This is a genomic window from Microbacterium sp. HJ5 (assembly GCF_054824025.1).
Genome location: NZ_JSYE01000021.1, coordinates 1 through 25,449, shown reverse-complemented (window position 1 = coordinate 25,449; position 25,449 = coordinate 1). Strand labels below are relative to the sequence as shown.

The window sequence follows — 25,449 nt, the reverse complement described above, 5'->3', positions numbered from 1 at the left end:
CGTCGCCCGCCCCGCCGTGGATCCAGTCGCCGCCCCAGCCGCCGAAGATGATGTCGTCGGAGTTGTTCGCGTCGAAGGTCGGCTGGTTCGCGACGTGGTGCTGGCTCTGGTTCGTGTCGGGACCGAGGTTGTAGACCGTGAGGTCGACCGACTTGACCAGCTCGTTCGGCACGTTGATGGTCGCGGTCTGCACCTTGCCGGGCGTGTAGATGTACTCGCCGAGCACGTCGCCCTGGCTGGTCTTGGTGTCGGGGTCGATCGTGCGCAGCCGCAGCACGCCGTACAGCGGCTCGGCGTACTCGGTGCACACCGTGGCGGAGGCGGTCGAGCAGCCCGTGTTGCGGCTGGTGAAGATGCGGCCGTCGTCGCCGAGGATGCCGTCGGAGCCGGTGCCGCCCGAGATCCAGTCGTTGCCCCAGCCCCCGATCAGATCGTCGTTCTGCGCGTCGCCGAAGAGCATGTCGTGGTCGCCGCCGCCGTACACGGTGTCGTCGCCCGTCTCGCCGTGGACCTCGTCACGGCCGCCGATCTGCGTGCTCTTCCAGGCGCCTGTCGCGGTCTCGAGGACGACGGAGCACGTCGGCTGAGTGGGCGAGCCGTTGCAGTCGCTGCCGACGCCGAGGCCGAAGTTCTCGGGCTTGTAGTCAGGTCCGCCGACCGTGTAGTCGAGCAGGTGCACGCCCCGGACGATCAGGCGCAGCCCGTTGGGCAGGTCGTAGTTGAAGGTGACGTAGTTGGCGCCCGTGGTGGGGGCGATGCCGACGGATCCTCCGTTGCCGAGCCCGTTCACGTCGCCGCCGTTGATCCCGACGATCCGGATGATGCGGCCGTTGTCGCCGACGATCGTGTCGGCGTCGCGCGCGTCCATGTCGGCGGAGATCGTCGCGTCGCCGAGGATCCCGCCGGGCGTCCCGACGGTGCCGGGAGTGCCGTTCACCTGGTTGTTGATGCCGACCTGAAGCCCGGCGCCACCGAAGATGATGTCGGCGCCGCGGTCGTCGCCCGGCTGGTACCAGTCGGTCGGAGCGGGCAGCCCGTCCGGGCGCTCGTGCTGCTGGTCGAGGCTGAAGAAGTCGCTCGATCCGCCGAGGAGGTCGTCCTGACCGAGGCCGCCGAAGATGCGGTCGTTGCCGCCGCCGCCCTCGATGTAGTCCTCGCCGTCGGTGGCGAGTTCGGCCGCGCCGACGAACGAGAGCACGCCGGTGAAGTCGCAGACCACCGGGCTTCCGGTGCACCCCGCCGGCGTGCGGCTCGCGCCGACGTGCCGTGTCGTCCTCTGCACGCCGAGCTCGTCCTGGTCGGTGGCCCGCGCGAACGACTCCTCGAGGTCGCCGTCGCCCTGCAGCACGTCGTTGCCGAGCTGGCCGAACAGGAGGTCGTGCTTCGCGCCGCCCGCGAGTGCGTCGTTGCCGAAGCTTCCCGCGCCCTCCGTGCCCGCGTCGATCGCGAACGTGTGCCAGAGCTCGGTGACGTCGTACTCCGCCCACCACGGCGCTCCGTCGGGGTCGCGGTACGGACGAGGCACGCCGTTGACCAGGAGCAGGCCGGAGTCGTTCTCGGTGCCCGTGATGCCGCACGCGGTGCGGTCGCTGCGCGTGTACATCAGGGTGCCGCACAGCGCCTGGAAGCGGCCGTTGGTCCAGTCTCCCGGGGTCCGCACGAAGAGCACGTTGTCGCCGAAGAGGACGTCGTCGGCGTCGTCGCCGTCGGCCAGGTCGTGTCCCGCACCGCCGACCAGCACATCGCGGCCGAGTCCGCCGAAGATCGCGTCGTCGGCGCCGCGCTGGAGGTTGCGGCTCTCGATCGCGACCACCGTCGAGGTCTGGGTCGTCTGGATCTCCTGCAGCCGCGTGTCGGGCTCGTTGGTGTCGGCCGTGTTCCACGGGTTGACGCCGTTCTGCACGACGACGCCGTGGTCGCCGAACGCGATGTCGTCGTAGACGTGCTCGGGACCGCCGGCGACGGTGCCGGGGCCGTCGCCCCAGATCAGATCGCGGCCCGCGACGAGCAGGTCATCGCGCACGGGCGAGGCGTACGGCTGGATCGTCGTGCCGTTGTTGATGTAGCCCGCGCCGGTGACCGTGGGAAGCGGCGAGCGGTCGGTCACGGCGACGTCGAGGTTGCGGGTGAAGATGTCGACGTTGATGCCGGAGTCGCCGTACAGGTGGTCGGCGCCGCGCAGGCCGCGCAGCTCGTCGTCGCCCGAGCCGCCCGCGAGCCGGTCGCCCGTCTGGCTGCCGATGAGGAGGTCGTCGCCGAGACCGCCGAAGGCGGTGATGCCGATGGTCGGCAGGCCCGCGACGGGCGTGGCGGAGTGGAGGCCGCTCGCGTCGATGATGTCGTGACCGGCGTAGTCGTACGGGTCGGCGAGCGAGAAGACCCACTCGTCGTCCTCGTTCTCGGCGTCGGGGATGTGGGTGAACGGATCGAACGGCTTCGGGCCGAACTCCATGCCGAGCACGTCGCCGGTGCGACCCGAGTACCAGACGCCGTCCTGCGACGTGTCACCGTAGACCACGAGCGGCGAGTTCGGCCCGGCCGTGGTCGCACTGTCGCACGGAAGAGTGCGAAGACCGTCCGACGCGTCGGAGTCGGCGGGGTCGATCGGGGCGACCGTGCTGCACACCGTGATCACGTCACCGCCGACGCGCGTGCCCGCAGAGATCGCGCCGTCGAAGCCGGTGATCGTGAGCAGCGTCGTGAACCACACGGCGACCTTGTTGACCAGCTTCACCGTGGGCTGCAGCGCCGTTCCTGCCAGCCTCAGCTCGGTCGCCGAGACGACGGTGACGGTGAAGACGCCCGGCAGCCCGCTGATGCGCACCTGCATGCCGACCCGGAAGCCGTCGGCGACGAAGCTTCCGGCCGACCGCACGATGCGGTCCTTCTCGATGCGGAACTGACCGGTGGCCTCGACGCGCTTCGGGTCGGCGACGGCCACGGTGATCTCGGAGGCGCCCCCGCCGAGCACAGTGCCGCCGCCGCGGGGCGGCCCGCCGAGGTACATGATCGCGCCGACACCGCAGCCCGGGAACGGGTCGTCGATGCCGATGGCCAGGCAGTCCACGTCGCCGAAGCCGAGGACGAGCCGCGCGAAGGTCTCGCCCGAGAGCTGCACGTGCTGCGGCGTCGTGCCGTAGGGGTTGCCGGCGACGTACCCGCTGCCGGGCAGCGTGGGCGTCACCCCCCACGGCAGGCCGTCGCCACGCGTGATGGCGAGTCCTCCGCCGGCCTGGGGCGAGCGGGTCATCGAGAAGGTGTTGCTGATCGGGCTGTTCCCGCCGCCGTGCACCACCGTCAGGCCGCCGTGCGGGCCGGGCACGAAGACGGTGCGGCTCGCGCCGCCCATCGCGGCGGTCATGAGGTCGCCGCGGGCGAGGGTGAGCACTGCGTCGGTCACTCCGACGATCCGCCACTGACCGGCGACGTTCTGGATGCGCACGAGCTGGCCGACGACGAAGCCGTCCGAGATCCAGCTGCCGGTCGTGCGGGTGATCGTGCCGCCGTCGACGCCGATGGGGGCGACGACGATCGCGCCCGTGCGGGCGACCGGGACGTCGGAGGCGATGACAGTGCGCGACGCCGTGCCGGTCGCGGCGGCGCCGGACACGAGCTTCACGAACATGATCGTGTTGTCCGTGGTGTCGCCCGGGTCGGAGTCGCCGAACCCGACGACGAGGAACTGGCCGCTCATACCGGTGATCGTGACGGTCTGGCCGACGAGGAAGCCCTGGGCCTTCCAGTCGAACGGGGATCCCCGCGTGAGCGCGTGCGTGGTTCCGACCGGGACGCCCGCGCCCGCGCCCTGCGGCGACAGTGTCACCGTGCCGATCACCTTGACCGGGACATCCGGCTGCAGAGTCCCCTGAACGTCGAGGCGGTCGTTGCCCGAGCCGAGCAGGACGTTCACGACCTCGATCGTCGACTTCGACCCGTCGGACTGGTACTCGCCGTCGACGAACGCGACGGTGCCGAAGCTGATGCCGCCCCGGAAGATGCGCGACTCGCCGAACGTCTCGTCCTGCTCGCCCGCGTAGCCGGCTCCGAAGTCGAGGTCCTTGGCCATGCCGAAGCCTGTGAGGCTGGTCTTGGTCATGACGCCCCGGCCGTGCGCGACGCTCGAGTCGTTGTAGACGGTGAGCACATCGATCTGCTTGGACTCGGGCGCCTGCGTCGCGATCGCGAACAGCGGGCCGTCCGCCTCGCCGGGGAGCTTGAGTCCGAGCTCGAGCGACCGGTCGGCGCCCGTGACGCCACCCTCGACCGCGAGGGGCCCGCGCAGCTTCGAGAGCAGGTGAGTCGACGCCGGGAAGATCTTCACGCCGCGGCGCTGGAGCGGCTGCTCGAACCACACGTCGGCGGCGAGCTCGATGAATTTCTCGGTGGCCCAGTCGCCGTTGAAGGTGACCACCGCCGCGATGCGGCGCACGGTGAACCCGCCGCCCGAGAGCAGCGCGGCCAGCGTATCGCCGCTCCCCGCCTCGAGCCGGAGCTCGAGGATGTTGTCCTTGCTGCCGTTGGTGCCGCGCAGGATGGCGATCTTGGCCCGGACGCACGTGCCGCCCTTGCAGATCTCGATCCACTGGCCCTCGAGGAAGCCGTCCGCGAGCCACGAGCTGCCCGGCAGGTTCGCATCGCGCACGAGGCGCCAGCCGCTCGTCGCGTCGCCCGCGACGACGGTCGCCGCGCCGTCCCAGCTGCCGATGCGCGTGAGCACGTTGATGCTCGCGTTCGCGCCCGAGCCGCACGCGAGGGCCGCGCCGACGGTGATCTTCGTGGCGGTGACGGCCTGGATCGTGTAGATCGTCGCGCCGCACGACGAGATCGTGATGCGCTGCCCCACCGCGAATCCCTCGTCGAGGAAGCTGCCGAGGTCGCTGCCGTTCGCCCGCGTGATGACCGAGCCCGCGAAGGACAGGCTGCCGAGGAACCGGCGCGACGGGACGTCGCCGCCGATCGCGGTGTAGCCGGCCGGGGTGACCGCCACACCGCCGACCGAGACCACGTCGGCGAGTCCGTCGGTGATGAGGGCGATCTGCACCTGGCCGTTGGGGGCCTTGGTGAGGCGGATGGTGTAGCCGTCGGTGCCGCCCGGGATCGAGCACGCCGCGTTGCCGCACTTGATCACGACGGTGTCGGTGCCGGTCGGGATCGTCACGACGTTCGGCGTCTCGTCGTCGTAGACGAGCACGTCGGTGCGCTGCGCACTGCTGCGCAGGTTCGGGAACGGGTAGGCCGCGGCATCCGTCGCCGAGGTGCGGATCGTGTCGAGCTGGTAGTTGACGACCGCGGTCGTCGGGTCGCCCGGGTCGCTGTTGTCGCGCGCCTTCACGACGATCCGCACCGGGACGTCCCAGTTGGTGAGGTCGAACCACACCGAGTACCAGGTGCCCGTGGCGTCGACGACCTTCACCCAGCGGGCTGCGGGAATGCCGCTCAGGTCGAGCTGCGCGATGCGCTGGCTGTCGGCATCCATCCAGATCTTCACCCAGATCTTCGCCCCCGCCGCCGGCGCCTTCGCGAGCGACAGCAGGATGTCGTCGTTGCGCTCGGTGGCCACAGGGCCCTCGATCACGATGGTGCGACCGTCGGGGGACGTGGTTCCGGGGGCCACCGGCACCGCGTAGACGCCCGGGGTGTCGTTGTCGTAGACGAGCGCGTTGACCTGGCGCACCGCGGCGCCGTGGAAGCGCAGGTCGCCCGAGACGACGGAGTGCTGGATCACGACCGTCCGGTCGCCCTCGGACCGCGGGTCGTCCACGGCCCACAAGTACACCCGCTGCCACTGGCCGGTCGCCGAGCCCGCGAGGAACGTGAGGGTGACCGCCCGGCCGTTCTCGTCGACGACCTCGCCGTTGCGCACGTAGTGCCGCTGGAACTCGGATGCCTCGTCGCAGTCGGTGTCGACCGCGCCGACGCAGAGCCACACGGTGTCGCCGATGCCGTTGGGCAGCGGGGCCGGGTTGATGAGCGAACCGTCGGCCTCCTGCGAGGGCGGCCAGGCCGCCGAGACCGTGACGACCACGTCGTGCGTCGGCACCACCGCGAGCGAGACCTCGTAGTACGCGTAGCTCTTGATCGGGGCGGTGCCCGGTGCGCCCTCGCGCACGGCGGTGCCGCCGGTGCCCTCGCGGATGACGACGACGCCCTGGTCTCCGGTCGCCACGTTGTAGGGCACGCCGTCGGTCGGCAGGCCGTTGTACCCGGGATCGTTCGGCGCCGTGACGATGTGGTCGACCGCGCCCGAGAGCCCCTCGAGCTCCCGCGTGACGATGTCGGCCGTGACGTCGCCCGACACGTACACCCGATCGGAGCCAAGGCCGCCGATGACGCGGTAGCCGACGCCGTACGCCGTGGACTGCACGAAGAACTCGTCGTCGCCCTCGAGGCCGTCGATCTCGAGGACCTCGATCGTCGTGTACTTCACGTTGAGCCCGGCGCCGTAGACGGCCTTGTCGGTGATGGCGAAGTCGTCGGCGAACTCTGTGCCGAGCACCACGAGCTTGTCGAAGCCCGTGCCGCCGTCGACGTTCACCGGCGCGTTGACGTTGTACTGCACCTCGTCCTCGCCACCGCCGGCGCGGATGTCGAGGGGGCGCGCGGTCGAGAAGCCGAGCCCGATGACGGGCACCGCGACGCCGTTGGCGTCGAGCGGGATGACGTCGTCCTGCCACATCGTGTGATCGAGGTCGACGTTCGACGCGGGCGCGTGGGTGAACGTGACGTGCGCGTCGGCGTTGTTGCAGACCTTGTCGCCGTTGTTGTCGTAGCGCGTGTAGTTCGCGATGCCCTTGTAGGTGCCGATGACGCACGAGCCGAAGGCGACCGGCGTGGTCGGGAAGACGCCGCCGACCGGACGGAAGTCGACGTCGTTGAGGTCGCAGCCGGCGACGCTGTCGGCGCTCGTGTCGCACACCGCGGCGATCGCGAAGGCGCGGACGATGAAGAGGTCGTTGTCGTCGTCGCCGTTGAGCTGAACCTCGGCACGGTTCGAGTAGACGGTGAAGCGGTCGTTGCCCGTGCCGCCGGTGACGAGCAGCGGGGCCGAGGCGCCGGGGCTCAGCCAGCCGCGCGTCGTCGGGATGAGCGCCGGGAAGGTGTCGGCGGGCAGGAGCGCGCCGTCGGCCGGGTTGCGCTTGGTGCCGAAGATCTGGCCGATCTGGAACACGTCGTTGCCGCGGCCGCCGTCGAGCGTCATCGTCGCCTGGGTGTCGTCGACGTAGAAGGCGTCGTTGCCGCCCTTGCCGAAGACCGTGATGCGGCCGTTGAGCGCCCGGTCGTAGACGATGCGCTGCACGAGGACGCTGGGCTCGTTGTTCTGCACACGGTCGCGGTAGAGGCCGATGCCGCCGTCGGGGTTGCCGTTGCCCGCGAGCAGCGAGATGAACGCGGGGTGGTCGGCGATCTCGCTGGGCGACGCGCACACGGCCGGCACGCCGCTCGTCGTGTACGGCGACTCGTGGTCGATGCACGTGAGGGCCCGCAGCAGCCAGATGTCGTCGATGCGGCTGCCCAGGTTGAGGGATGCCGCAGTCTCGTCGAAGCCGTGCACGGCCAGCTCGTCCACCCCGGCGTTCGCGGCCCCGGTGTCGAGCACGTTGATGACGTAGTTGCGGATGTTCCCGTGGCTGCCGTTCGTGAAGACCGTGTAGTGGTCGGTCTCGCCCTGGCCGTCGAGCACCAGCACGTGCCCCGCGCCCGCGCCGTACTGCGGGCTGGTCTGCACGTTCATCGACTGCAGGTACCAGACCGTCATGCGGTCCTCGCCGTCAAGGCTGTTCGACGCGGCGGTCGCGTTGCCGTGCACGCTCGTCTTGGACCCGAGGAAGATGTAGCCGGGGTCACCCCACTGCTGCTTGTTGAGCAGGGGGTCGCTCGACTGCGAGCGGTCGAGGCCGGACGGATCGCCGAGCTGGATGGTGTCGGCGTCGGAGCCTCCCCACACGTGGGTCTGCTTGCCGGGGACGGGGTTCGCCGTGCTCGGCGCGCACGTGCCCATCGGGAATCCGGTCGCGGCACCGGGCGTGATGACGCAGTCGGCGATGATGCGGCCCCGCAGGATGATCGTGGTGCCGTGCTCGGGCGTCGGGTCGGCCAGCGTGCCGCCCGTGTCGAGGTTGCCGAAGTCGCCGCGGATGTCGATGGCGCCGTCGGCCAGAATCTGCGTGAACGGGTGCAGCGTGATGTCGTCGCCCACCCGGAGCTCGACGCTCCCCTGCTCGGCGAGGATCGTGCCGTTGTCGATCACGCGCGGCGCGTCGTCGTCGTTCCCCGGGGCGGTGTCCGCATCTTCGGCGAAGCGGGCGGTGCCGTTGCGGATGAGGAACAGGTCCTCGTCGAGGTCGGCCGACTCGCGGACCGTCAGGCGGATGCTCCCGCCCGTCGTGTGCGCGAGGAGCAGGCGCAGGTACTCGTCGGTCTCGGTGAGCCAGATGCCCGCGGTCGCCTCCAGCGCCACGTCGTCGGCGTTCGCCTGCAGTCCCGGATCGTGGGTGCCGGCGTTCGTGTCGGCGCAGTTCGCCTTGGCGCACGCGAAGGGCGAGTCGACGAGCGAGTCGATCTCGAGGTCGTTGGCGGCGGTGCCGATCGAGCCGCCGTCGGCGTCGATGTCGATCGACTGGCCGATCACGTCTGCGGCCGCGTCGTCGAGGGCATCGACGATGCTTCCCGCCCGTGTGCGCAGGGAGACGTTGCCGGTGGACAGCGAGTCGTCGCCCGCGGTGTGGACGATGCCGATGCGCAGGTCGCCGGCGACCTGGTCGAGGAAGATGCCGGGGGTCTTGTCGTCGTCGGCGGCGGTGTCGAAGGCGTTGAGGAGCCCCGCCGGCCCGCCCACGGCGTTCACCCGGATCTCGAGGAAGTTCGTCGGCAGGCCGATGCCGCCGACGCCCGAGACGCTGCCGGCCTCGCCGCGGCCGTTGTCGCCCGCGATCAGCGTGATGTTGCGGCCGGTGACGTCGATGCTGTTCGGCGTGCCCGCTGCGCAGTCGAGGTCGTACGCGTCGACGCATGTCGGGTCGTCGTCGGTGTCGATGACGCCCGCGTCGAGCTCGGCGTCGAGGATGCGCGCCGGCGAGCGCAGCGTGACGTCGGCGGCGATGGTCGCCGTGGTGCACGCCTTCGGGGTGGCGCCGGAGCACTGGCCGGTCGCGTGGATGTGGCCGACGCGCAGGTCGCCCTTGCCGCTCTGCTCGACGACGGTGATCGAGCCGTTGGTGAGCACGTCGATCTTGCCCGAGCCGTCGGTGGCCCCGTGCGACGCGCCGGTCTCGTCGTCGGTCCACGTGCCGTCCACGTCGGTGTAGGCGAGGATGGTGACCTCGGTGGCCGCCGACGGGTGGAAGATCGCGATGCTGTGGCCGGCGCGGATGTCGCTGAAGGTGTAGTTCGAGCGGATCGGCGTGAGGTCGGTGCCGAAGGCGACCACCACGACGTCACCGCCGACGATCACGGGGGCGTCCGCGCCGCCAGCGCAGAGCGCACCGTCCGGCCGGAAGTAGCAGGTCGTCGGGACCGTCTCGATCGGGTTGCCACTGCCGTACGGGTCGGGCTTGTCGTTCGGGTCGTAGATGTCGACGTTCACGTCACCGACGCCCGGGCCGGCGATGCCCTCGGCGCTGTCGCGCACGATGACCACGGCGTCGTAGCCCGCTTTGATGGGGCCGATCACGGGGGCGATGGGGGCGACGTTCGCGGCGAGCGAGTCGCGGCGGAGGACCGTCAGATCGAGGTAGAGACTCGCACCGGCCTCGGCGTCGAGGGCGGCGGGCTTCAGGACGGCCGGGACGCTGACCTCTCCGGTGTGGAAGATCTGGTGGAGCACCAGCCGGATCGGGTTGGCGACGGTGCCCAGGCTGCCGAGCTCGGAGTCGAGCTCGACGGTGTTGCTGTAGATGGTCTCGGTGCCGGCATCCGTCCCCCTGAGGATGGAGCCGCGGTCGTTGTCGATGACGGTGCGTCCGACGATGTTGCGGATGTCGCCGTCGAAGGTGAGGTCGAAGCCGGTGGTGGCGGTGGCCCGGAGGCTCTCGATGACCACGTCGGTGGCCGGGAAGATGTGGGCGAGGTGCCAGAACCACTGCGTGGCCGGGGGCGCGTGGGGCCCGTTGTCGACCGACACGCTGATCACGGCGGCCGGCGTCGTCGACAGGTGCGAGTTCAGGGTGTTGATCGACACGCTCTGCGGGTCGCTCGTGCCCTTGATCACGATCGCCTTATCGGAGCTGTTGCGGATCAGCACGGAGTTCCACGTGTGCTGCATGTAGAACATGCCCTGGGTGCCGTGGATCAGGCCCACGCAGTCGAGGTCGCATGATCCGCCGGCGTCGTTGGCCTCGAAGAGCGCCGCAGGCAGCTCGTCGTAGAGGATCGGGTCGATCCAGATGGTGCCGCCGCTCACGACGTCGCCGATGCCCAGCGGCGCGCCGAACTGCGACGAGCGCACCGTGACGTTCGCGGTCTTGGCGATGATCCGTCCGTCCGCGTCGATGATCAGCACCGGGTTCGGCTCGCCGAGCAGGTACACCGTCGACTCCCACGCGATGTCGCGCTTGGGGTGGTACTGCACGTCGGCGTCGCTGCTGCCGATGTCGAACAGCCCGCCGGAGCGGTGCGCGTACGCGTACAGCTTCTCGAACGACGTGAGCGCCGAGACGACCAGCTCGCTCGTGCGCACGATCGACTCGTCAGCCCCGACGATGAGGGAGTCGCCGGCGAAGGTCACCTTCGACCGGGCGTCGGTGTCGCCCCCGCCGCAGCCGCAGTTCGAGTTCGCGATCGTCTGCAGGTTGAGGCCGCGGTGCACCGCGCGGATGCGGACGTCGTCGCCCTCGACCTGCGCGCCGGTCTCGAGGGTCGTGCGCACGGTGTCGTTCACGGAAACGTAGGCGCCGGCATCCGAGTCCGCGCCCAGCGCGTACGCGTCGGCGTCGCTGCGCGCGATGCCCACGGCGTCGACGTCGTGGCTGTCGCGGCCGCCGTCGGCGAAGTCGACGTCCCAGCGCACGCCGCTGCCTGCCGACAGGTGCACCATCGCGCCGCGGATGCGCGCGGTGCTCTTGATGGTGGTGTCGACGGATGCCGCGTGCTCGCGGCCCACTCCCACGCCCTGGTGCTCGTCGTCGTTGGCGTCGGCGTTGGTGCCGAGACCGCCTGAGCCGGACGAGGCGCGGGCGTTGCCGTTGAAGGATGCCGCGGCGTCGATGACGATCGTCCGGTTGGCGTAGAGCGTGCCGGCGATCTCGGTGTTGACGTCGTACCCGATCTCGATGTCGACGTCGGTGTCGGCGCCGGAGATGAGGCCGCCGGTGCGGTTGACCGCCTCGCCGTTGCCCCGGGTGTCGGCGAACGCGGTGACCTGGATGTCGGTGCTGGAGAAGATCGACGCGCCCGACCCGACCTTGACCTCGACGTCGTTCTCGATGTCGGCGAAGGCGTTCGACGCGCCGAACCCGAGGAACCCGCCGCCCTTGCCGACCGACGACACCGCGCCCTGCGCGTAGGAGGTGCCGTCGACGAGGACCGAGCCGCCGCGGAGGATGCCGGCCTGCACGTCCACCGTGACCGCAGCGTCGACGGTGATCTCGGAGAAGACGTCGGAGAAGTGGAACACGCCGCCGCCCACGCCGGTGGAGTTCGCGCTGACGATCCCGTTCTCGTTCGGTCCGACCTGGCCGCCGGGGCCCCCGACGCCGATCAGCACGTGCGGGTTCGGGGCTGGCGGCAGGCCCCCGACGAGGTCGATGTAGAAGTCGTGGCCGCCGGTGCCGGTGCCCGTGACCGCGATGCCCTGGTCGCTGAGGAAGTGGGTGCCGAACTTGTCGGTGAGGCCTCCGACCAGGTTGCCCGCAGCGTCGCGCAGCTGGATGTGCGTGCCGTCGAGGACGTCGATGAAGTACATGCCCCCCTCGACGAGGCCGATCGACTCGTAGCCGACCCGCTGCAGCGTGTGGGTGGCGAGGACCGCCTTGAAGAAGTCGGGGTCGAGCGGGTTGGTGATCGTCGAGATCGCGATGACCTGGATCGCGTCGGCACAGCTGTTGCCGACGCCGCCGTCGCCCGGGGTGTTCTCGTAGGTGCCGATGCCGGCGCGGCACGGGTTGGCCGCCAGCCGCAGCATGTGCGCGCCCGCCGGGCCGTTGCCGAAGAGCCCGTCGGGGTCGCCGAGGAAGACGTAGTACGTCTGCCCGCTGTTGAGCCCGCCGATGCCGATGTCGCCGGTGAAGGTGTAGCGCACGGCGTCGCCGGTCGACCAGCCGTGGAACGGCGCGTAGATCGTGTTCCACGAGGAGTTCTTGTCGATCGAGCCGTTGTCGTCGGAGTCGGCGAGCTGCGACCCCTCGGTGTCGATGTCGATGATGGTGCTCTTGAAGACCACCTTCGCCGGCGCGGTGTAGACGACGGCGCGGCCGTCGAGCCCCGTCGAGTCGCCGACCTGGATCGTGGTCGGGTTCGTGACCGTGGTGAAGCTCACCACGACGTTGCCGTTCGAATCGAGCTGGCTCGTCGAGAGGCGGAAGCGCGTGTCGTCGATGACGAACACGTAGTAGGCCTGACCGCAGATGAGTCCGCCGACCGGCAGCGTGCCCAGCGCGCCGCCGCCGTTGCAGTCGTACACCACCCTGTCGCCGGTGGCGAAGTTGTGGCCGCTCGCGACCTTGATGCTGCCGGTGGGCACGTCGATCGAGCCCGCGTCGGCGGCATTGATCCGGATGCCGAGACGCAGGGTCGTGTCGTCGACCTTGATGATCCCGTACGTGCGCCCGTCGCCGAGGCCATTGATGGCGAACGGGTTCGGGATCGAGCCGTTGTCGACCGCGGGGATGCCGGTCGCGGGCGCCGAGTAGCTGACATTCGCGCCGGTGTCGATGCCGTGCGGGAGGGCGAAGCAGATCGTGTCGGCGCCGTTGCAGTTGATCGCCTGGATCGTGCCGTCCGACACCGAGCCGGGCTGGACGCCGTGACGACCGGTGATCGAGAGGCGTCCGCCGGCCTGCACGAACCCCCCGGTGACCGTGGCGTAGACCTTCGGCTTGGCGATCGATTCGGCCGTGAACCCGGCCTGGATGTTGATGACGCCGCCCGAGGTGGCGTCGGCGTACGAGTCGGCGTCGGTGAGCGCGTGGGCGAACAGGGTCACGTTGCCCGACGCCGTGACCTCTCCGCCGCCGAACGTGGCGCGGACCTCGTTCTCGGTGCGGGCCTGCGCCTTCGAGGCGCCGACCGCGATCAGGCCGATCGCGAGGCTGTCGACGCTCGCCTTCGTCGCGTCGTTGCCGACAGCCTTCACCTCGATGGCGGCGGCGCCCGGCACGCCGACGCGGCCGACGGCCGGGTCGATGTAGCTGGTGCCGACGTCGCCGTTGAGCTCGGCCTTGGTGATGCCGTAATTGGAGGCGTTCGGGAACATGACGTTGATGGCGACGCCGCCGATGCCCTTGCCGCCCGCGATCGCCGTCGCCCGGTTGTTCGCTGCCGCGTCGACCGTCAGCTTCCCGGTGAGGCCGGTGATCTCGGCCGGGTCGCCGATGATCGCCGAGGTGACGGTGCCGGAGCCGATCGTCGCCCTGCTCTCGGCGCCCGAGACGCTCGCGATGCCGGTGGAGAGCACCTTCGCCGTCGAGGTCGCTTTGTTCGTGGCATCCGCCTTCACGGTGAAGTGGCGGCCGGCGGTGACGGTGCCGCTCCAGTCGGCGCCCGTCGGGGCGGAGATGTCGGCGACCGGGGCGCTGACGGCGATGCCGCCGAGGATGCCGCCGGTGATGACGTTGGAGTAGGCGATCGCCGTGTTGGCGGAGGTGGCGACGAAGTCGAAGTCGCGCCCGGCCGCGGCGATGCTGCCAGATCCGGTGGCCCGCGTCGCACCGGTGACCTTCGCGTGCGCGACGCCGACCGCGAGGCTCGCGAGGGCGACGGCGAGCGTGAACACGTCGGCCTTGGCCCGGTTCGCGGACGTCGCGGTGACGTCGACGTCGGATGCGCCGGTGATCGCGCCGTTCATGGTGGCGCGGACCTCGTTGTCGACGAACGCGAGGGCGATCATGGCCTTCAGGTCGATGAGACCGCCCGACAGCGAGTCGACGGTGCTCTTGGCCCGGTTTCCCTCTCCGTGGGTCTTGGCGCGCACCGCGATGGCTCCGGTCGACGAGATCGTGCCGCTCGCGACGATCGCGCGGATCCAGGCGTCGGAGGTGATCTCGCTCGAGGCCCAGGTTCCCGCGATGCCGATGAGCGAGACGGCGCCGAGGAACGAGTCGGCGTACGCCTTGTTCTCGGCGTCGGCCTCGACCGTGATGCCCGAGGTGCCGGTCGCGCTGCCCGAGATCTGCGCGAGGGTGTGCCCCGCGAGCACGGCGAAGATGACCTGGATCGCGACCGCCACGCCGCCCCCGCTGATGGCGGGGGACCAGACGGATGCCGCATTGTTCGCCGTCGCCCGGACGGTGACTCCGCCGCTGGTCGACGTGCTGCCCGAGAGCTCCGACTCGAGGTGCCGCGACGAGCCCGCCCGCGCGACGGTCACGCCGATCGCGACGCCGCCGATCGAGGCGTTGATGCTCTCGACCGAGACGGCGCGCGTGCCGTCGGCGGTGATCTGCACCCCGCCCGCGCCGAGCGGTCCGGACGGCGAGGCGGAGGCGCGTGCCGTGCCCGAGAGGTCGACGAGCGTGACCACGCCGCCGATGCCGATCACGCCGCCCGCGAGCGAGAGGCCGAGGGCGTCGATCGTGATGTCGTCGACGACCTTCGCGCGGTAGTTCGCGACGGTGCCGAGACCGCCGACGGTGACGTTGCCGCCCGTCGTCTCGGCCCGGTTATCGCCGGCGACGCTGACGTAGGCGATCGCGAAGCCGACCGCGCCGGCGCCGACCGCTCCGCCGATCGAGTAGACCTTGAGCGTGCGGTGGGCGCCCGACTCGACGAGCACTCCCCCGCCTGCCCGGCGCAGCTGCGCGCCGCCGTCGATGTGCGCGCGCTGCGTGCCGGTGTCCTTGATGACGGTGACCTGGCCGCCGATGCCGACGAAACCGCCCGCCGCGGCGAGACCGAAGCCGAGCGAGTCCTCGGTCATGATCGCGCGGACGCTGATCTCGTCGGAGCCGCCGGCGCCCGCGGTCACGACGGCGGCGCCGCCGATCTTCGCGTCGGTGCGGCTGCGGATGTTGAGCACGAGCACCGCGCCGCCGACGCCCACGGCGCCCCCGGCGATGGCGCCCGCGATGCCGAGCACCTCCAGGTCGTCGATCGCCCACACCCGCACCGAGCGGCCGGCGACGACCGTGCCGTCGAGGCTGGCGGTGGTGCCGTCGCTGGGCGGCGTGCCGAGGGCGCTCGCGGTGAGGCCGGTCGTCGGCGCCGCGCCCGCGATGCCGGAGTTCGCGCCGGCCATCGCGTCGGTGATGCGCTGGTTGGTCTTGTCCTCGCCGTCGACCATGACCCACTCGTCCGGACGGGTGTCGGGGGCCGCGCCGGCGGTGGTCGCGTTGACCTTCGCGCGCCACTTCCTGCCGGCGTAGGTGACGTACGAGCTCGCGTCGTCCATGTCGTACGAGACGCCCGGGTTCCAGGCGGCGTACGTGCGCGTGCTGGTCGTGCCGCCGAGGGCGCCCTTGTACCCGCCGTCGCCCTTGGCGATGTCGTCGGCCTTGTCGGTGTTGTCCTTCGCGGTGGGGGCGGCGTCCGTCTCGCCCTGCCAGTCGGCGCTCACGCCCGGCGTGCCGGTCGCGTGGTCGACCTTGGCCGCCCACCGCTTGCCGCCGTGGGTGACGACGTCGCCCGAGCGGTAGAACAGGTTCGGGTCGGCCGCCGTGGCCGCCGAGTACGCGCCGCGGAACGGACCGCCGTCGGCCTGGTGGTAGCTGCCCGACTGCTGGGTGCCGATCGCCCAGATGGACAGCGAGATCGCGAGCGCTCCGGCCCCTCCGGCGATGCTCACCGCGATCGACGAGACCTCCTTGATCGACAGCGCGAACACCTCGACGTCGTCGTTCGCGCGCACCGTCGCGCCGGCCGCGATGGCCGCCTGCACGCTCGAGTCGGCGATGCCGATGTCGATGCCGCCCGCGACCCCGACGAAGCCGCCGGCCGCGCCGCCCGCGATGGTGAGGGACTTGAAGCGGTCGACCGCCGAGACGTTGACGCCCTGGGATGCCGCGGCCCCGCCCGCCTGGTTGACCTGCGTGCCCCCGCCGCCGATGAACGCCTTCACGACCACCCGGATGAGGGTGACGGCGATGCCGCCCGCGACGCCCACGAAGCCGCCGCCGATCGCGGGGACGAGCCCGAAGACGTCCTCGCTCGAGTACGCCTGAACCGCGACGCCGTGGAACGGGGTGCCGACCCCGTAGCGGCCGAAGGTGCCGCCCGAGACGGTGCCGCTGTAGACGTCGGGGAGGCCGGCTCCTCCGGCGAGCGCGTCGACGACCGACCCGGCACCGAGGAAGGCCTGCGTGTCCTTGGTGATGAGGGCGATGCCGACCGCGGCGCCGACGCCCACGAACCCGCCGGCGATCGCCGCGGTGATGAGGATGGCCTTCGTGTCGGAGCCCGCGAGGACCAGCACGTTGTTCCCCGCCGCGAGCGTCGCGCCGCCGCTCGTGCACGGCATCCCGTCGCCCGAGGGCGTGCCGGTGCACGCGTACGTCTTCGTGTTCAGGATGCTGACCGCCACCGTCGCGGCGACGCCCACCGTGCCGCCGCCTGCGCCGACGACCACCGAGACGACGGCGTCCTTCGAGGTGGCGATGAGCGCGATGTCGCCGCGGGCACGCACGATCGCGCCGGCCCCGACGTGAGCCCGGGTGTTGAGGTTGACGACCCGGACCCCCACCGGGATCGCGACGCCCGCGCCGCCGGCGACCGACAGCGCTCCGGCGATGCCCAGGTGGTAGAACTGGCTCGCCGCGGCGACCCGCACCGACTGCTGCGTGCTCGAACCGGCCGCCGTGGCGCTGCAGTCAGCGTTGCAGTTGATGCGGGCGCTCGCGCCGACCCACGCGTACGTGTGGATGTTGTCGACGTTGACGGCGCCGGCGAGGTTCACCGCGGCGCTGCCCGCGACGCCGGCCGAGATGCCGACGACGGCGATGTCGTCGCTGCTGCCCGCCGTGACCGCGACGCCCTGGAAGGAGTCGGTGCCGGCGAGGATCGCGCGAGGTCCGAACGAGGCGGCGTCGCCTCCCGGGGTGAGACCGCTCTTGACGATGCTGTGGCCGCGACCGGTCGTCGAGCCGGTGTTGAGCGACAGGATCACGCCGCCCTTGTCCTCGGGCTTGTTGCGCAGACGCAGCTGGTTGGCGGCGAGTCCGGTGGTCTCGACGTAGTAGGTCGCTCCGTCGATGAGGCCGCCGATCGGGATGCCGCCGCCCGAGCTGTACACGACCGACTGGCCGTCGCTGAACCCGTGGTCGTACGGGAGGGTGATGAGGTTGCCCGAGACCGCGCCGCCCTTGAGCGGGTTGAACCGGAACGACTCGTCCTTGCGCACCCCCGCCTGATCGGTCGGGATGAGACGGTGGCTCTCGCCGGTGCCGCCGGAGACCGCGATGGCCGGGTCGCTCAAGTCGCGGTTCTTGTGCAGCTTCACGGTCGTGCCGTCGATCACCTCGACGTAGTAGACCTCCTGCTGCCCGCCCTCGACGTCGGGCGCGTCCTTCAGGCCGACGATGTTGGTGCCGTAGCCCGAGTCGTAGATGACCTCGTCGCCGTTCTGGAAGCCGTGCGTGAAGCCGAGGTCGATCGCGCCGCCGCCCTCGAGTGCCGCCGACGGGTCGAAGCGGGTGTCCTGCGTGGTGACGGTGTAGCCGCCCGTAGCGACCGTGAGGGCCGAGCCGCCCAGGCCGACGACGCGGCTGAACGCGCCGATGTACGAGCGCGTGCTCTTCGTCACGACCGGCACGGCCACCGCGGCGCCGACCGCGGCGGTGCCGCCGCCCGAGATGTTGCCCGAGATCACGTTGAGGCGCAGTGTGTCGTTCGCGGCGACCCGCACGCTGCCCGACACCTCGATGTCGGCCCGGTCGCTCGCCGACGTGCCGTTCTCGACCCAGGCCGCAGTGTTGACCGTGATGACCGAGACACCGGCGTTGACGTTGACCGCCGCCGTGCCGCCGAAGCCGCCGCCGACCGAGATCGAGTCGATGCTCTCGGTCGAGCGCGCGTCGACTGTGAGGCTGCCGGTCCCGCGGATCGTGGAGTCCTTGCCGATCCACGCTTCGGTGGTCTTGTGGATGACCTCGACGTCGACGCCCGCGCCGACGCCGGCCGTGCCGCCGTAGCTGAGCTGCCCCGCGAGCGAGAGCACGGTGGTGTCATCGGTGGCGAGCACCGCGATGTGCGTGGTCGGGAGGCTCGTGCTGCCGAGCATGCTCGCGCGGGTCACGTCGGTCGTCGTGTTGACCACGACGGAGCCCGCGACGCCCGCCGTGCCGCCTCCGGAACCTCCCACCGCCAGCAGCATGAGGTCGCCGCTCTGCGTGGCCGAGACCGTCAGTCCGGCGCCGCCGGCACGCAGACCGGCACCTGCGCCGACCTGCGCCTCGACCGTGCTGCCCCGGACCACGACGACCGCCGAGGCGCCGACGCCGGCGGAGCCGCCGCCGATCGCGAGGTTGCCCGCGGCGATGTCGGCCTCCATGTCACGGTCGGCCGTGACGCGCAGTGCACCGCTCGCGTGCACCACGGCGTTCGCGCCGATGTGGGCCTGCACCTTGGGCGAGGATCCGCCCTGGTTGAAGACGAAGACGATGACCGCACCGGACACGGCGGCCGAGTTGAGGCTCACGCCGCCCGCGATCGCCAGCAGGAACCAGTCCTCGTCGGCGGTCGCCTCGACGGTGACCGCCCCGCCCGCTCGCACGTCGGCCGAGTCTCCGATCCACGCCCGCACGTTCGAGTTCGCCACGACGACGACGACCGTGATGCCCACGCTCGCGGAGCTCTGACTGAGCGAGAGGGTCCCGCCGATGTCGATCAGGCGGATGGCGTCGGATGCCGACACCACAACGGTCTGCCCGGCTCCGCCGAGGGCGAACTCCTGGTTCACCTGCGCCCCGTCGCCGATCCACGCCTGGGTGTCGAGGTTCAGGATCTCGACGATGAACGCGCCGCTCACGGCCGCCCCGCCGCTGCTCGCCCCGCCCGCGATCGCCACGGACGACAGTTCGAGCCAGTCGATCCTGCCGGCCAGCGGCGCGGGGACGTCGGGCACGAGCGGCACGAGCGATGCGCTGGCGGTGACGGCGATCGCGCCGGCGGCGTCGGCCTGGGTGATCGACCCCGCGGCCGTGCCCGAGTCGATGGCGGCCTTCGTCACGATCTCGAAGTAGTCGACGACGAACGCGGCGCCGATCGCGGCGTTGCTGCCGGTGGACAGTGCGCCCGCGATGGCCAGGTTCTGCGTGCCGAGCAGCTGGCGGGCGGTCACCGTGATGCCGCCAGCAGGCGCCTCGACGTCGGCGCCCTGGCCGATGCGCGCGTCCGTGGTGAGCAGCAGGATCTGCACCGCGGCGCTGCCGGCGAAGGAGGTGCTCTTCCCGCCCGATGCCGAGAAGCCCCACACCACGAACTCGTTGCGCTGCGGGACGCCGCCCACGACGGGGACGGTGGCTTCGACGGTGACGCCGGTCTGCCCGGTGACGACGGCGTCTGTGCCGATCGCGGCGATGTTGTCGAGGTCCTGCACGTTGAGGCCGATGGCCGCGGTGATCCGGTCTCCGCCGGACTTGATGTCGAGGGCCGACCCCATCCCGAACGCGTTCGCCTTGGCCCCCAGGGTGCTGCGCACCGTGACGGCCCCGGTGGTGGCGGTGACGACGGCGTTGCTCGCGATGCGTGCCGTGCTCGTGAGTACGACCCAGTTGACGCCGACCGCCGCCGCGACGGCGGTGGTGCCGCTGCCGGTGCCGGACTGGCTGCTGGATTGGCCGTTCGCGCCCGTCGCGCCGTTGCTGCCGTTCGTGCCGCCGTTGGACGTGGGCATCGTGCTGGTGGAGCCGCTCGTGCCCTGCGTGTTCGGGTTCTGGTTTCCGGCGCCGGTCACCTGGTCCTTGGATTCGGCGTCGCCCGACTTGCCGCTCTCGCTGGCGCCGCTCGCGCTCGCCACGGCCTTCGCCTCGCTGCGCACCTCCGTCGGCGCGAGCACGCCGACCGCTGTCCCCTGGATCGAGCGCGCGATCTCGGCGAGGGTATCGGCGCCGACCACGGCGTTGACCACGACGACGGCGCCCACCGCGGCACTGCTGCCTGCGGCATCCGCCTTGCCCTCGCTCGCGATCCACAGCACGCGACCCGCCGTCACCGTCACCGCGCCCGTGAAGGCGCCCGCCGAGCCTGTGCCGATGCGCGCCGTCACGTCGTCGTCGACGCTCACGACCAGCGCGACCACCGGGGTCACGGCCGTTCCTCCCGTCGTGCCGCCCTCCGCAGCCGTCACGAGATCGCGGAAGCCCCACGCGTCGACGATGAGGCCCGTGCCGCCCGTGAGCGACGCGCTGTTCTGGATCTCGGCGCGCACATCGCTGCCGTCGATCACCTGGAGTGCGAACGAGGCGCCGACGCCCGTCGCCGACCCGACCTCCGCGCGCGACGTGGCCTTCGCGACGTCGCGCTCGTTGCTCTCGGCGGTGACCGACGACGACGCCGACGTGAGTGTGACGACGGCTCCGGCCGAGACGATCGCCTCGGTCGTGTTGTCGAGGATGTTGATGGCGAGCGCACCGGCGACGCCGACGCTCGTGGACTTGCTCGCGCCCGCGCGGGCCGTCGTGGTGACCTCGTGCTCGAACAGTCGGAACAGCTGGTCCGCGGCGGGGCTCGCCGGGAGGCGGTCCCCGCTGCCGACGGTGGCCGAGCCCTGCAGCTCCCACTCGTGCGAGCCGTTGCGCTTGTAGAACCCGGGAGCCTTCGAGCCGTCCTGCTCGGTCAGCTCGAACCACGTGCCGGAGGCGATCTCGTCCTTGGGCAGCTCGACCTTCTGCGCGACCGTCGTCTTGGTGACGAACACCCACGCGCCGCCCTCGCGCTTCCAGACGCTGCCCGCCGGGTGGCCGTCCTTCGCGGTGGTGAGGAGGTAGTACTGGCCGTCGGACGCGCCGCCGGGAAGCGCCGCCACCGTGCCGGTGAGCGTCACGTCGGTCTCGAGTGTCCAGCTCGACCCGTCGAACGTGTAGAGGCCGTCGTTGCCGCCGTCGCCTCCGCTGGTCTTCACGAACGCGAGGTCGTCCTTCGACGGGCCGGGGAGCTGCTTGCCGGACTCGACGATCTCCCAGCGCTTCTTGGTGGCGTTCCACCGGCGCACGACGTCGTCGGTGTCGCCGTCGCGCATGCCCGCGGCCACGACGAGGCCGGTCGCGCTGATCGTCGACGACCCGGTGATCGCCCGCACGAGGATGTCGACCTTCTGCACGGCGACGCCGGCGCCGACGCCGACGGAGCCGTCGGTCGCCGAATCGCCCTTGGCGGCCGCCGACGAGTCGGTGTCGGCCAGCGCGCGCAGCGTGACCAGTCCCCCGGCGCTGACGACGATCCCGTTCGCGAACCACGCGCGGGAGGTGGTCGCGACGACGTTGATGGCGATCGCGCCGGCGATCGAGACAGAGTTGCCGCCGTCGTCGTTGCTCGCGGCCTTCGGCGTCTGCGACGTCGAGGTGGAGCCGCCCGCGTTCTGCTGCTTGTTGTCGTTTGCCTTGCCGAGGTTGTCGTCGGCGGACTTGTTGACGTTCTTGCCGTTGCCGCCGTCGCTCGCGGCCGGCGCCCCCTTGGTGGCCGCCTCGGCGATCGTCTTGACGTCGACGCGCTGGGTCGCGGTGAACGATGCCGCGCCGGTCGTCGTGAGGCTGCGCGCACTGCCGGAGTCGACCGTGACGTCATCGAGCACGGCGAGGGCCAGCGAGATGCCGATGCCCGCGGTGGATCCGGCGACGGTGGATCCCTTCGCCGTCGTGGCGGCGGAGACGTTCTGTGTGGCGGAGGCGGTGATGCTCGACGCCGTGAGCGGAGCGGAGCCTGCGCCGATGGAGGCACTGGTGCGGATGGTCGCGAGGGTGATGGCGACGGCGGGGACGATGGTGACGCTGCCCGACTTGCCTCCGGCATTCGCCTCGGTCGTGAGCGCCACGTCGTGCGTCGCAGTGATGGTGAGAGCACCTGCGCCGGTCAGCGGAGGCCCGCGGGTGGGGTTCACCACCTGGGCGATGCCCGCGTAGACGATGTGGGTGACGAGGTTCAGGGCGAGCGAGGCGCCGAGTCCGACCGTGCCGCCTCCGGACTGCGTGGCCTTGGCCGAGGCCTTGTCGGCGCTCTTCGACCCCGCGACGATCATCACGGCTCCGCCGCCGACGATCGCGACGCCCGGCATGGGCCCGGGTCCGGGATGCGGCGCAGGATCCTGGCTGCCCTCGAGCGCGGCCGTCGTCTTCTCGTCGACGAGGTTCAGCGCGAAGGCGCCGGCGACGCCGAGCGTCCCGCCGGTGTTCGCGGCGCCGGCCTCGGCGATCGCCTCGAAGGTGTGGGTCATGTCGGCGGCCACCGGCTTGACGACGGCGTTGATCGTGAGCCCGGCCGCCTGCAGCGACGCGCCGACCCCGATCCCCGCCCGGTTGATCAGCTGCACCTTGTTGACCGCGAGGGCCGCGCCGACGCCGACCGAGGTGGAGTTCGTCGCGGTGCCCTTGGCTGAGGCCGAGGCATCCGTGTTGTTGCGGGCGATGAACGAGGCGCTGCCCGTCGTGACGAGTGAGGCGCCCGCGGAGAGCATCGCGACCGTGGCCGACCGCACGAGGTTGAAGGCGATCGCCGCGGCGACGCTGACGCTCGTGCCGTCCTCGTTCTCGGCCTTCGGGGTGGTGGACCCGCCCCCGGCACCGCCGGTCGTGCGCCCCGACGCGTTGCCCAGCTTGTCGTTGGACTTCGTGTTGGCGTCCTTGCCGGACGAGTCCTTGCCGCCGCCGGACTCGCCGGGCGCCCCCTCGGCGCTCGCCTCGGCGACCGTGCTCGTCGTCGACACGCCCTCGGCGGTCATCGAGACGGCTCCCTGCGCGGTGACCGCGCGGTCGATCGTCGAGGTCGCCTCGTGATCGGCGGAGGTGAGCGCGAACGAGATGGCCGCGGCGAGCGACGAGCCCGCGCCCGCACCGGTCGCGCCGACGGCCTTCGTCGTCGCCTTCGCGGTCTGGTCGGCCTTCGCCGTGATCGCGCCGCCGATCGCGAGCGCGGAGCCCGCGAGGATGCTCGCGATCGTCTTGACGTTGTGGATGGCGATGCTCGCGACGCCCGTGAGCGAAGCGGTCGTTCCGCCCGCGGCGCCGCCGATCGTCTCGGTGGTGGCGTCGTCGACGCCGGTCGCGCTGATCGTCAGCGCGGAGATCCCGGTGGGGGCGGCGAGGGCCGCCACGCCGGCCTGGACGGTGGCCCGGATGAGACTGATCGCGACGGATGCCCCGATCCCGACCGCGCTGCCGTTGTCGCCGCCGGCCGCCTGCTTCGCGGTCGCCTTGGCGGTCGTCTTGTGGCTGCCGCGGGCCGTCGTGGTGACGGCGCTCGAGCCGTACGACCCGGTGCCCTGCACGAGGGCCGAGGTCGTGGCATCCATCTTCATCACGGCGAGGGAGCCGGCGATCGTGACGCTCCCTCCGGCCTTCTTGCCCGAGGCCGCCGTCGCGGTGAACGACGAGTCGCCCGCCTGGGGGCCGGTCGCCTCGAGGGTGAGCCCGCCGTTCGCGTCGAGGGTCACGCCCGACGTGAACGCCCGCGTGAGCAGGTCGGCGATGATGATCGCGATGCCGATGCCGAGGCCGAATCCGCTCGACCCGCCGCTGCCGTCGGTCGTGCCGCCGTCGCCGTCCACGGTGACGGTGTTCCTGGCCCGCGCGGCCACCGACTGGGCGCCCGTCGTCGTGACCTTCGCTCCCACGATGCGGGCCGTGGTGTCGTTGTCGAGCACGGCCACGGCGATCGCGCCCGCGACGTTGATCGAGCCGTCGCTCGTCGAGGACTGCCCGTTGCCGCGCCCGGCCGAGTTGGCGCCCTTGTTGTTCTGCGTCGCGCCGCCCTTGCCTGCCTTCGCCGTCGCGGTGATCGTCGCCTGCTGGTTCGCGAGGAGCGAGAGGGAGGCCGCGGTCGTGCCTGTCGTGTTCGTCGAATCGATCGCGGCGTCGGTGTTCTGCTGCAGGTAGGCGACCGAGACGCCGGCGCCGCTGGCCGCGTCCTTCGCGTCGCCGGTGCCCGTGAGCGTCGCCACGTTCGAGGCGGCGATGCCGAGGGACCCGCCGACGACGGCGCGCGCGTTGCCGGTGATCTTGCCGACGGCGCCGGCCACGACGGTGATGATCGCGACCGCGGCGTCGAAGTTCGACGGGCCGGACTCCTGCTTGGAGTTGTCGGCCTGCGGAGTCGCGGACGCCGTGACAGTGGACGTCGCGCTGATGGACGCCGCCCCGTCCACGTCGAGCACGGCGTCGCCGCCGATCGTGGCGGACGCGTCGGAGAAGATGATCGCCGCGTCGCCGTACTGCTTGTCGAGGGTGAACGGGCCGACCGTGGAGCTCGCCGTGGCGGAGAAGTCCCCTGTCGTCGTGATCTGAGCTCCGCCGCGCACGTCGACGACCGCGCGCGAGTTCACGAGCACGGCGTACGCCAGCGCGGACGCCGTGTCGGGCACGACCGTGGCGTTCGCCGCCAGGGTCACGGCGCCGGCGGTGATCGATCCGCCGTCGACGATCACCTCGACGTCGGCGTCGTGGTCGAAGCAGTCCGTCACGCTGAAGTCGTCGAAATCGGTGCAGTCGTCGAGGGACAGGCCCTCGGTGGTGGTCTCCTCCGCCGTGAGCGTGACCGAGCCGGCGGTGACCTGCGCGTTCTGGAGCGTGATCGACTCGAACAGCGCCTCGAAGGCGGCGTTGAGCAGGTTGATGATGCCCACCACGACGAGCGAGTCCCGCTTGCCCGCGCCCTCGATCCGCAGCTTCGTGCCGGCGAGGGTGGGAGCGGTGAAGCTCGTGTGCTCGAACGTCCCGCTCACGCTGAACAGCCGCAGCAGCGACGCGTCGCCCGGGTCGACCTCGAGGCGGGCGTCGTCCGCGTCGCCGGTGAGGACGAGAGTGACGTCGCCGCCGGCGCCCGAGTTGACGATGGGCTCGATCCCGGCGTAGTGCACGACCGTCGAGCCGAACGTCATGGTGCCGCTCGACGCGGAGGCCGCCTGGCCGGAGAACCCGCCCGCGCCCTTGGTCTTGAGCGTGTCGAAGCCCGCCGCTCCGTCGAAGCGGATCACGACACCCGGGTCGGTCCCGCCGAAGTCGATCGTGAAGACGTCGTTGCCGGCTGTGCCGGTCACGACGATCTCGGAGATCTCGGACAGCGCGCGGGTCATGCCGCCGAACGTGACGGTGCCGCCGGGGCCGAACACCAGGGATCCGCTCGTGCCGGTCATCGCGATGACCCAGGGCGACGGTG

1 protein-coding gene (only partly in view) is annotated in these 25,449 nt (G+C 71.3%); it reads right to left on the bottom strand.

The window, feature by feature from the left end; translation table 11 throughout:
• A protein-coding gene (locus tag OB08_RS11270) for a hypothetical protein (protein WP_461474758.1) crosses the window boundary here: on the bottom strand, positions 1 to 25,426 show its 5' portion. The gene continues 2,510 nt to the left of window position 1, outside the view; only the first 25,426 of its 27,936 coding nucleotides appear in the window; it begins with the start codon at positions 25,424 to 25,426; the stop codon falls past the left edge of the window.
• Positions 25,427 to 25,449 lie beyond the last annotated feature (23 nt).